This is a genomic window from Blastococcus sp. SYSU D00669, from assembly GCF_054050715.1.
Genome location: NZ_JBJGZV010000008.1, coordinates 24755 through 35344, shown reverse-complemented (window position 1 = coordinate 35344; position 10590 = coordinate 24755). Strand labels below are relative to the sequence as shown.

The window sequence follows — 10590 nt, the reverse complement described above, 5'->3', positions numbered from 1 at the left end:
ACGCCTCAGACGGAGGCGATGCGGTCGAGGATCGCGGTGGCCAGCTCCCGTGGCGCCTGCTCGGGGATCCAGTGCGTCACCCCGGGCAGCTCGACGAAGCGGTAGTCGCCGGTGACGTGCTTCGCGCAGCCCTCGGCGGCGGTCCGGCCGATCGCGGCGTCGCCGTCGCTCCACACGTAGGTGGTGGGCACCGCGACGTCGTCCACCGGCGTGGCCGAGCTCATCGCCCGGTACCAGTTCAGCGCGGCGGTCAGCGCCCCCGGCGCCGACAGGACGGCGACGTACTCCTCGACCGCCTCCGCCGGGATGCCGGTCTCCGCCTCGGTGCCGAGCATCCGGCGCAGCCGCCGCATGTCGTCCTCGAGCAGCACCTCCTCGGCCTTGCCCGCCTGCCAGAACAGCCGGATGTAGCCCGAGCGCTCCTTCTGCTCCGGGTCGCCGCGGTACGCGGCGGTGTACGCCGCGGGGTGCGGCACCGAGACGGCGGTCAGCGAGCGCACCCGGTCGGGGTGCCAGGCCGCCAGCGCCCACGCCACGTTGGCGCCCCAGTCGTGCCCGACGACGTCGGCGACCGGGATCTCCAGCTCGGTCATCAGGTCGGCGGTGACCTGCGCCAGGTTGGTCGTCGCGTAGGCGTCCACCTCGGCCGGGCGGGCGCCGGGGGAGTAGCCCAGCTGGTCGGGCGCGTAGGTGCGCAGGCCGGCCGCGGTGAGCAGCGGCGTCACCCGCGCCCAGCACGCGGACGTCTCGGGGAAGCCGTGCAGGAGCAGCACCGGCCGTCCGTCGTCGGGACCGTCGACCCGGACGTCGAACGTGAGGTCACCGACGTCGGCCTTGATCAGCTCACCGGGCATGCCCGGACGGTAGCCGCTGGAGCCCCCGGCTACCGTCGGTGGCCGTGACCAGCCCCGAGCGCGAGTTCGTGACCGCCCACCTCGACGACCTGCACGCCGACCTCGACGCCTGGCTGCGCATCCCGTCGATCTCGGCCGACCCCGCGCACGCGCCCGAGGTGGCCCGCAGCGCCGCCTGGCTGGCGGAGGCGCTGCGCCGCACGGGCTTCCCGGTCGTCGAGGTCTGGCCGACCCCCGGCGCCCCGGCGGTCTTCGCGGAGTGGCCCTCGGCCGACCCCGGCGCCCCGGTCGCGCTGGTCTACGGGCACCACGACGTCCAGCCGGTCGACCCGCTGGAGCTGTGGGTGCACCCGCCGTTCGAGCCCACCCGCGTGGAGGGGCCGGACGGGCCCGAGCTGCACGCCCGCGGTGCCATCGACGACAAGGGCAACGTCGCCTTCCACCTGCTCGGCATGCGCGCCCACCTGGCCGCCACCGGCCGCGACACCCCCGCCGTGACGGTCAAGCTGCTGATCGAGGGCGAGGAGGAGTCCGGGTCGCCGCACTTCGCCGACCTGCTGCGCGAGCGGCGCGACCGGCTCGACTGCGACGTCGTCGTGGTCAGCGACACCGGCATGGCCGCGCCGCACCTGCCCAGCGCGGTGACGTCGATGCGCGGGCTGGCCGACGCCGAGATCACCCTCCGCGGCCCGGCCGTCGACCTGCACTCCGGCTCGTTCGGCGGCGGCGTCCCCAACCCGCTGCACGCGCTGGCGACGCTGGTCAGCCGGCTGCACGACGACCAGGGCCGGGTCACCCTGCCGGGGTTCTACGACAAGGTGCGGCCGCTGTCCGACCGCGAGCGCGAGCTCATGGGCCGGGTGCCCTTCGACGAGGCGGGGTGGCTGGCCGGGCCGGCCGCCTCGCGGGTGGCCACCGGGGAGGCGGGGTTCACCACGCAGGAGCGGATCGGCGCCCGGCCGACCGCGGAGGTGAACGGCATGTGGGGCGGCTACACCGGCCCCGGGCACAAGACGATCATCCCGGCCGAGGCGCACGCCAAGATCACCTTCCGGCTGGTCGCCGACCAGCGCCCGGAGGACGTCGGGGCGATGGTGCGGGCCTGGGTCGAGGCCAACCTGCCCGAGGGCATCGAGGCCGAGGTGCACACCCCGCCGGGGGGCGTCGCCCCGTGCGCGAGCGACCTCGACTCCCCGTGGATGGACGCCCTGCTGCGCGCGATCGCCCAGGCCTGGGACAGCGAGCCCGACCAGGTGCTGTTCATGAAGGAGGGCGGCAGCGGACCGGAGGCCGACCTGGTCGAGCAGCTCGGCGCGCCGCTGGTCTTCCTCGGCGCGGGCCTGCCCACCGACCGCATCCACTCGCCGAACGAGCGGGTGCTGCTGCCGATGCTGCACCGCGGGGCCGAGGCGGCGGCCCACCTGTGGCGCGAGCTGGCCGGTGTCCGGCGCGGTTGAGCCGCCCGCCGCGGCGGGGCCGCTGGCGGCGGGCGGGTCGTTCGGGCCGTACCGCCTGCTGAGCCTCATCGGCCAGGGCGGCATGGGGCAGGTGTGGCACGCCCACGACGACGAGCACGACCGCGAGGTCGCGCTCAAGGTGCTGGCCGACGCCTGGACCGCCGACGAGGTCTTCCGCGAGCGGTTCCGCCGCGAGTCCCGCGTGGTCGCCCGGCTGCGCGAGCCGCACGTCGTCCCGATCCACCGCTACGGCGAGATCGCCGGGCGGCTCTTCCTCGACATGCGGCTGGTGCAGGGGGAGAGCCTCTCGGCGCGGCTGGCACGGGACGGCGCGCTGGACCCGGCGCCGGCGGTCGACGTCGTGGGGCAGGTGGCGGCGGCCCTGGACGCCGCGCACGCCGACGGCCTCGTGCACCGCGACGTGAAGCCGTCGAACGTGCTGCTGACCAGCGCCGAGGCCGGGGCGGGCAGCCCCGTCTTCGCCTACCTCGTCGACTTCGGCATCGCCGCCACGACCGCCGGCGAGCAGGCGGCCCAGCTGACCGGGACCGGGCTGGCCATCGGCAGCGCCGGCTACATGGCCCCCGAGCGCTACACCGGCGCCTACGACCGCCGCAGCGACGTCTACTCGCTGGCCTGCGTGCTCGCCGAGCTGCTCACCGGCCGCCCGCCGTTCCCCGGCTCGGACGGCGCCGCGCTGATGTTCGCCCACCTGCAGCTCGAGCCGCCGCGGCCCAGCACCCTGCACCCGGGCTGCCCGGCGGCGCTGGACGACGTCGTGCTGCGCGGGCTGCGCAAGGACCCCGCGGAGAGGTGGGCCGGCGCGGGCGAGCTCGCCGCGGCCGCGCGCGCCGCGCTCGCCGCCCCGGTGCCGGCGCCGCCGCGCGGACGCGCCCCGGAGACCACGCTGCAGCCGCAGCGGTCGGCGACGCTGCAGCAGCCGGTCATGGACGCGCCGCCCGCTCCGGCCCCGCTCGCACCCGTCCCGCAGCGGCGGGGCTCCTGGCGGGGCTGGCCGGTCGTCGCCGCCGTGCTCGGGGTCGCGGCCCTGGTCGGCTGGTCGCTGTGGGGACTCGGGGTGGGCGACGGCAGCGCCGCGGCGGAGCGGGCGGAGCAGCGCCTGCTCGCGGAGTTCCTCCCCGACGACGTCGCCGCCGCCGACTGCAGCGCGGGAGAGCCGCCCGCCGCGGCGCTCACCGTCCTGGACTGCGGGCCGAGCAGCAGCGACGACGGACCGACCGAGGCCCGGTACGTCCTCCACCCCGACGGGACCGCCGCCGAGCAGGCCTTCGAGCAGGAGCTGGGGGACCGGCAGCTGGGGTCGTTCGAGGACTACTTCGACTGCTCCTCGGACGGACCGGCGGCCGGCACCTGGGAGACCGACGGCTTCGGCGACGAGCCGCGGCCGGGCGGCCGCTTCGCCTGCTACGTCGACGGGGACGGCGACAGCGTCGTCAGCTGGACGGCGTCGGACGACGGCCTGCTCGCCGTGGTGCAGGTGCGCGGGGGCGGGGAGGACGGCCTCGGTCAGCTCGCCTCGTGGTGGGACTCGCACGCCGACCTCGACGGTTGACCTCTCCTGCTCGCGCGGGTCCACGACCTACAGTGCTCCCGTGACCGGACCTGGGGACTCCGCGCCGGCTCCGGGCTGGTACCCGGACCCGGACGGCACGCCGGGCTACGTGCGCTGGTGGAACGGCATCAGCTGGTCGGACGTCACGACGCCGGCCGGCCCGGGCGTGGCGGTGCAGCGCTCACCGGTGCTGGCCCCGCCGGCACCCGAGCGGCCGAGCACGCCCTCGCCGGTGCCGCCGCCGTCGTCGCCGCGCCCGTTCCCCACCGGCTGGGTGGTGGGGCTGTCGGTGCTCGCGCTGGTCGCCGTCCTGGTGATCGGGGTGCTGGTCGGCACCTCCGGCGGTGACGGCCCGACCGTGGCCGACCCCCCGCCGCCGGCGACGACGGCGCCGTCGGGGACCCCGTTCCCGCCGGGCACCGTGCGGATCATCGACGAGGCCTCGGGGCTGTCCTACCCGTGGCTGGGCGAGAACTGGGTCGAGTGGGACCTCGGCAACCAGTTCGAGACGACGGCCATCGCCGGGCAGTACTTCACCACCCAGGAGGAGGTCCCCGACGGCGGGATCTTCATCGCGCAGTGCACGTCGGGTCCGCTCTCGGAGGGCTACGGGTGGGCCGGGCCGTCGACGCTGCAGAGCACCGTGGTGCAGCTGGCCGACAGCGTGCGGGGCAACTACTACCCCGGACCGAACGAGCGGACCGTGCTGCGCGACGAGGCGCGCACGGTCGACGGGCACGCGGCGCACCTGTACGAGTTCCAGCTGTCCTGGGACGTCGCCGGCTACGACTCCACGGGGGAGCGGGCCGCGCTGCTGCTCGTGGACGTCGGCCGGGCCGTGCCGGCGCTGCTCTACATCTCCATCCCCAACACCCACGCCGAGCTCTACGGCGTCATCGACCAGGTGCTCGACGACGTGCAGGTCCTGTGAGGCCGTTGCCCAGGTCGCCGCTCGGCGCCGCGGCGGCGACCGGACGGCGGAGGACCTGAACCCGCGATTACTGTCGTCCGCGTGACAGCAGCTGGGGCCGAACTGACCTTGCGGCACCCGGTGGAGCGCTTCTCGCTCGAGAACGGGCTGCGCGTCGTCCTCGCCCCCGACCGCAGCGTGCCGGTCGTGGCGGTGAGCGTGTTCTACGACGTCGGCATGCGCAACGAGCCCGAGGGCCGCACCGGATTCGCCCACCTCTTCGAGCACCTGATGTTCCAGGGCTCGGCGCACGTGCCCAAGATGGAGCACGCGCGCCTGGTCCAGGCCGCGGGCGGGACGTTCAACGGCTCGACGCACCAGGACTACACGAACTACTTCGAGGCGCTGCCGGCCGAGGCGCTCGAGCGCGCGCTGTTCCTCGAGGCGGACCGCATGGCGGCCCCGGCCATCACCGAGGAGAACCTCCGCAACCAGATCGACGTGGTCAAGGAGGAGATCCGGGTCAACGTGCTCAACCGGCCCTACGGCGCCTTCCCCTGGCTGCAGCTGCCGCAGATCGCCTTCGAGAGCTTCGCCAACACCCACGACGGCTACGGCTCGTTCGTCGACCTCGAGTCCTCGACCGTGGACGACGCGGCGGACTTCTTCGACAAGTACTACGCGCCCGGCAACGCCGTCCTGTGCATCGGCGGGGACCTCGACGTCGCCGAGACCGAGAAGCTGGTGCGCCGCTGGTTCGGCCCCGTGCCGGGCCGCGAGGTGCCGCCGCGGGTGGTGACCGGCGAGCCGTCGCCCACGGCGCCGCGGCGCGGCACCGTCGAGGACGCGCTCGCCCCGGCGCCGGCGGTGGCGGTCGGCTGGCGCGTCCCCGACCCGGTCGGCGACCTCGACACCTACCTGGGCACGGTGCTGCTCGCCGAGCTGCTCAGCGAGGGCGACGCCTCCCGGCTGGAGCGCCGGCTGATCCACGACGACCGGATCGCCATCGCGCAGAGCAGCTACGTCGGCCTGTTCGGCGACCCCTTCGACGTCCGCGACGCCACGCTGCTCACCACCCAGGTGCACCACCCGGCCGCGGTCGACGTCGAGCAGGTGCTCGGCGCCATCCACGAGGAGGTCGCCCGGGTGGCCGAGGACGGCGTCGCCCCCGAGGAGCTCGCCCGCGTGCAGGCCCGCACCGAGGCGCAGCTGCTCCGCCAGGCCGACTCGGTCCTGGGCCGCACGCTCGCCTTCGCCGCGTCCGAGCTCGTGCACGGCCGCGCCGAGCTGGCCGGCGAGCTCGCCGCCCGGCTGGCCGCCGTGACGCCGGAGCAGGTGCAGGTCGCCGCCCGCGGCCTCGACCCGGGCACCGCCGCGGTCCTGGAGCTGCGGGCGACGGGAGGCGCCAAGTGAGCGAGCTCGCGAGCTCACCGATGTACGCAGCAGCGCCGCGGACGCGGCCGACGAGCACCGGCGAGGAGGCCTCGTGAGCGCCCCCACCCTGGACCTGTCGCTGATCCCGCCGCTGGGCGAGCCGCGTCCGCAGCCGGCGCCGCCGGTCACCGAGACCGTGCTGCCCACCGGCCTGCGCGTGGTCGTCGTCCCGCGGCCCGGCGTCCCGCTGGTGGAGCTGCGGCTGCGGGTGCCGTTCGCGGCCTCCAGCGCGCGCAGCGCCGCCACGCACACCGCCCGCGCCGCCGTCCTGTCCGGCGCCGTCCTCCAGGGGACGACGCAGCACGACCAGACCGAGATCGCCCAGCTGCTGCAGGGCCACGGCGCCGAGCTGTCGGTGAGCGCCGATCCCGACCGGCTGCTGTTCTCCACCACGCTGCTGCCCGAGGGGCTGCCCGCCGTCCTCGGCGTGCTGGCCGAGGTGCTGACGGCGGCGACCTACCCGAACGACCGGGTGGAGGGCGAGCGCGCCCGCGTCGCCGAGCGCATCGGCATCGCCCGGTCGCAGCCCGGGGTCATCGCCCGCACCGCGCTGGCGGCCCGCCGCTACGGCAACCACCCGTACGCGCTGCAGCTGCCGACGCCCGAGCTGGTCTCGGCCGTCCGCAGCACCGCGCTGCGCACGCTGCACCGCGACCGCGTCGTCCCCGCCGGCAGCACGCTGGTGCTGGTCGGCGACCTCGACCCGCGGGCGGCGGCCGACGCGGCCGGCACCGCGCTGGCCAGGTGGTCGAGGGACGGTGAGGCGATCAGCGCGCCGCCCGCGCCGGTCGTCGACCCCGGGGTGCTGGAGATCGTCGACCGGCCCGGCGCCGTGCAGTCCAACCTGCGGCTCGGCGGGCCCGCCCCCGGCCGCACCGACCCCGACCTGGCCGCCGTCCGGCTGGCCAACATGGTCTTCGGCGGCTACTTCTCCTCGCGGCTGGTCGAGAACATCCGTGAGCGGCGCGGCTACACCTACAGCCCGCGCAGCTCGGTCGACCACCTCGCGGCCGCGTCGTCCTTCCTCGTCGAGGCCGACGTCGCCACCGAGGTGACCGCGCCGGCGCTGCTGGAGACCTGGTACGAGCTCGGCCGGATGGCGCTCACGCCGGTGACCGAGGCCGAGCTCGACGGGGCCCGCCGCTACGTGCTGGGCAGCATGGCGCTGGCGACGGCGACCCACGCCGGGCTGGCGAGCACCCTGTCGGCGCTGGTCGGCGCCGGGCTGTCGGCCGACTGGCTGGCCGAGCACCAGCGGGCGCTGGCCGCGGTCACCGTCGCCGAGGTGCAGGAGGCGGCCCGCCGCTACCTGGCGCCGTCCGCGCTGACGGCCGTGGTGGTCGGCGACGCCGGGGTGGTCGCCGAGCCGCTGCGCGCCCTGGGCGCGGTGCAGGTGGCGGCGGTCGAGGCATGACCGCTCCCGGGAGCACCCCCGCCGACAACCCGCCGGTCGACCGGGGGGCCTGGCCGGTCGGCACGCGCGGCACCACGGGCAGCATCCCGGTTCTCTCGCGCTCCGCGCACGACCGCGGGCACCGGCAGCGCGACCTCGACAACCCGACCGGCGGCCGGCCGGTGCGGGTGCTCACCGTCGACCAGCGGCGCAGCGTCCCCGTGCACGAGGGCCCGGGCGGACCGGAGCTGATCTGGGACGAGCAGCCCGAGCTGCCGGTGGGCGCGGTCTACCTGGGCGAGGCCGACGGCGTGCCGTTCGCGGCGATCCGCGGCGAGCGGGCGCTGACCGTCAACGGCCGCCCGGTCGACGCCTGGACCGGGCTGCGCGAGATCGGCGCCGACCTCGGCGACCTCGACGCCGGCCTGCTCGCCGAGGCCATCGGCATCCTCGAGTGGCACGAGCGCAACCGGTTCAGCCCCCTGTCGGGCGCGGCCACCACCATCGAGCGGGCCGGCTGGGTGCAGCGCGACCCCGAGACCGGCGCCGAGCTGTTCCCCCGCACCGACCCCGCGGTGATCATGCTCGTGCACGACGGCGGCGACCGGTGCCTGCTCGGCCGGCAGGCGGTCTGGCCGCCGGGGCGCTTCTCGATCCTGGCCGGCTTCGTGGAGCCGGGGGAGTCGGCCGAGGGTGCGGTGGCCCGGGAGGTCGCCGAGGAGGTCGGCCTGCAGGTCACCGACATCCGCTACGTGAGCAGCCAGCCGTGGCCGTTCCCGCAGTCGCTCATGCTCGGGTTCACCGCCCGGGTGGACGGCGACGACACGATCCGCCTCGACGAGGACGAGATCGAGGAGGCCCGCTGGTTCACCCGGGACGAGCTGCGCTCCGGCGGCGGCCCGCGGGCACTGCCGCCGCCGGTGTCGATCGCCCGGCACATCATCGACCGCTGGGTCGAGGGGCAGGTCTGAGCGGCGCGCCACGACGTTCCCGCGGGAACGCGTGAGGCCGCGCCCTTCTGCGCCCGGATCTGCTCCGGTAGAGAAGGACCTGCATCCGCCCGGTGCCGGCAGAGGGCGTCTGCGGACGGTCGTGGTACGTCACCGGGCGGATGCCTGCACCGCGTCAGCCGAGCAGCCGGCCCGCCAGCACGAGGGCGGGCTTCTCCGGGTGGTCGGCCAGCACGACGGCGTCGGCGAGCGCCTCGGGGTCGACCTCGGCGTCGTACCGGTCGAAGGCCGGCAGCTCCCATGCCTGGTCGTCCGGGGTGCGCCGGCGCCGCGCGGCCGGGCTCATCCGCAGGTGGACGACGACGTCGAGGGCCAGGCCGAGGCCCTGCAGCAGCGCGCCCGGCACGAGCACGACCCCGCCGGCCGGCATCGGCTCCCGGGCCGCCCGCGCCGCGCGGTCGCGCGCGAGGTCCCACAGCACCGGCAGGTACTCGCCGCTGCCCCCGGGGCCGAGCGGGTCGAGCACCTCCCGGGCCAGCGCCCCGGTGTCGAGCCAGTCGGTGTAGCGGGCGTCGGGATCGGTGCGGCCGTGCTCGAAGCGCAGCGACGCCGGCCGGTAGAAGCCGTCGGCCGGGACGACCACGGCCGCCCGGCCCAGTGCCGGCAGCCGGTCGGCGACGGCCCGCGCGAGGTCGGTGGGGCCGGCGGCCGGAGGGCCGTCGACGGCGACCCGCAGCGCGGTCGCCCCGGGCTCGGGCGGGAGCCCGGCGAGGGCGGAGGCGAGGCGGTCGGCCAGCGCGGCCGGGGTGAGCGGGTGCGGCCGGGTCAGGACCGGCCGTCCCCGGTGGCGCCGGGAGCGGCACCGGACCGGGTGCGCGCGGGCTCCGCGCGGCGGCCGAACGGCGGCCGCGGCCGCGGGGGAGCGGACGGGGCACCGGTCCGCACCACGGCGGCCGGCTGCTCGTCGGGACGGCGGTCGGCCGGCTCGGCGGCGCGGACCTCCAGGCTGTCGAGGACCTCGCGGGCGAGCTCGTGCACGGGCCGGCCGGAGGAGCGGGCCGCGCGGCGCAGGTCTTCGAACGCCGTCCGCGGGTCGATCCCCTGGCGCTCGGCCAGCACACCGATCGCGCGCTCGGTGGAGACCCGGGCCGCGAGGGCGTGCTCCAGCTGCGCCACGGTGCGCTCCAGCGCGGCGATGCGGGCGTCGCGCGGGTCCTCGGCCTCGCCGTCGGCGGCGCCGCGGGCGGACCGGCGCGTGGTGCGGTCGGGCTCGCAGGGCACGCCGAACTCCTCGCCGAGCAGGTCGGCGAGGGAGAGGCCCTCCACGAGCGAGGTCACCGGGGCCGCGCCGCCGGGGCAGATCACCGACCAGCCGCGCGGGGTGCGCACGACCGCCACGACCGCCTCGCCGTCGCCCGCGAGCTCGGGGAGGTGGACCGTTTCAGGGCGTGGCGGAAGGGCGCCCGTGCGTTCGCTGCGCACTCCCACTCCGGGAACCTCCGCGGGAGAACCCGGCCGCAGCGGCCGGACCGGGGCGCGGCCGCGGTCACGGCCCGCCACGGGGCGATCATGCCCCCTGGGGGGCCGTGGTCCGGGGATCACGCGCCGTTCAACCTCGATGACTGAGCGAGAGCGTTCTTGACCTGGTCGATGCTCGGGTTGGTGAGCGCGGTGCCATCGGGGAAGACGAGCGTGGGCACGGTGCGGTTGCCGCCGTTCGCCGCCATCACCACGTCCGCCGCCTGCTCGTCGCGCTCGATGTCGACCTCCGCGTACTCGATGCCCTCGCGCTGCATCAGCTTCTTGAGCCGGACGCAGTAGCCGCACCACGTGGTGGTGTACATGGTCACGGCAGCGGCAGCGGCAGTCATCGGTCGGGATCCTCCTCGATGCGTCGGCGCAGGTCCACCCCGGGGGTGTCCCTGTGTGTCCGCGAGGGGAACGCGGGGCTCCTGGGGATGCTTCCCGGAGAACGTCCCCGGCGGCTGGGAGGATCGGTCCGGCAGGTGCGAGCAGAGG

The 10590-nt window shown here is 76.3% G+C and carries 10 protein-coding genes; 6 read left to right on the top strand and 4 right to left on the bottom strand.

Going from position 1 to position 10590, the window contains the following annotated elements; genetic code table 11:
• Nucleotides 1–5: 5 nt before the first annotated feature.
• Nucleotides 6–854, bottom strand: a complete 849-nt coding sequence (locus ACI8AF_RS07810; RefSeq protein ID WP_456539118.1) for an alpha/beta fold hydrolase — start codon at nt 852–854, stop codon at nt 6–8.
• 44 nt (nt 855–898) lie between these two features.
• On the opposite strand from ACI8AF_RS07810, the gene ACI8AF_RS07805 reads away from it, so the two are divergent.
• From ACI8AF_RS07805 to nudC, 6 genes are all read left to right on the top strand, one after another.
• A complete protein-coding gene (locus ACI8AF_RS07805; RefSeq protein WP_456539117.1) occupies nt 899–2311 on the top strand; it encodes a M20/M25/M40 family metallo-hydrolase in 1413 nt (470 codons plus the stop codon).
• On the top strand, nt 2295–3884 hold the full coding sequence (locus tag ACI8AF_RS07800) for a protein kinase domain-containing protein (RefSeq protein WP_456539116.1): 1590 nt from the start codon (nt 2295–2297) through the stop codon (nt 3882–3884). Before ACI8AF_RS07805 ends, ACI8AF_RS07800 begins: the two co-directional genes overlap by 17 nt.
• A gap of 40 nt (nt 3885–3924) precedes the next feature.
• Nucleotides 3925–4815, top strand: coding sequence for a DUF2510 domain-containing protein (locus ACI8AF_RS07795; protein WP_456539115.1), 891 nt, complete (start codon nt 3925–3927; stop codon nt 4813–4815).
• A gap of 81 nt (nt 4816–4896) precedes the next feature.
• The gene (locus tag ACI8AF_RS07790) at nt 4897–6207 is read left to right on the top strand and encodes a M16 family metallopeptidase (RefSeq protein ID WP_456539114.1); all 1311 of its coding nucleotides are present in this window, start codon (nt 4897–4899) and stop codon (nt 6205–6207) included.
• 73 nt (nt 6208–6280) lie between these two features.
• Nucleotides 6281–7642, top strand: coding sequence for a M16 family metallopeptidase (locus ACI8AF_RS07785; RefSeq protein ID WP_456539113.1), 1362 nt, complete (start codon nt 6281–6283; stop codon nt 7640–7642).
• Nucleotides 7639–8592, top strand: a complete 954-nt coding sequence (nudC, locus tag ACI8AF_RS07780) for an NAD(+) diphosphatase (protein ID WP_456539112.1) — start codon at nt 7639–7641, stop codon at nt 8590–8592. Before ACI8AF_RS07785 ends, nudC begins: the two co-directional genes overlap by 4 nt.
• Before the next feature lie 154 nt (nt 8593–8746).
• On the opposite strand, the gene ACI8AF_RS07775 is transcribed toward nudC, so the two are convergent.
• The 3 genes from ACI8AF_RS07775 to ACI8AF_RS07765 form a co-directional block, all read right to left on the bottom strand.
• The gene (locus tag ACI8AF_RS07775; RefSeq protein WP_456539111.1) at nt 8747–9214 is read right to left on the bottom strand and encodes a uridine kinase; all 468 of its coding nucleotides are present in this window, start codon (nt 9212–9214) and stop codon (nt 8747–8749) included.
• 182 nt (nt 9215–9396) lie between these two features.
• On the bottom strand, nt 9397–9969 hold the full coding sequence (locus ACI8AF_RS07770; RefSeq protein WP_456539110.1) for an ANTAR domain-containing protein: 573 nt from the start codon (nt 9967–9969) through the stop codon (nt 9397–9399).
• A gap of 200 nt (nt 9970–10169) precedes the next feature.
• A complete protein-coding gene (locus ACI8AF_RS07765; protein ID WP_456539109.1) occupies nt 10170–10442 on the bottom strand; it encodes a mycoredoxin in 273 nt (90 codons plus the stop codon).
• Between the last annotated feature and the right edge of the window lie 148 nt (nt 10443–10590).

Excerpts from the sequence above, each read along its gene's own strand:
- ACI8AF_RS07810 (WP_456539118.1), bottom strand. The coding sequence starts at position 854 with ATGCCCGGTGAGCTGATCAAGGCCGACGTCGGTGACCTCACGTTCGAC.
- nudC (WP_456539112.1), top strand. The coding sequence starts at position 7,639 with ATGACCGCTCCCGGGAGCACCCCCGCCGACAACCCGCCGGTCGACCGG.
- ACI8AF_RS07765 (WP_456539109.1), bottom strand. The coding sequence starts at position 10,442 with ATGACTGCCGCTGCCGCTGCCGTGACCATGTACACCACCACGTGGTGC.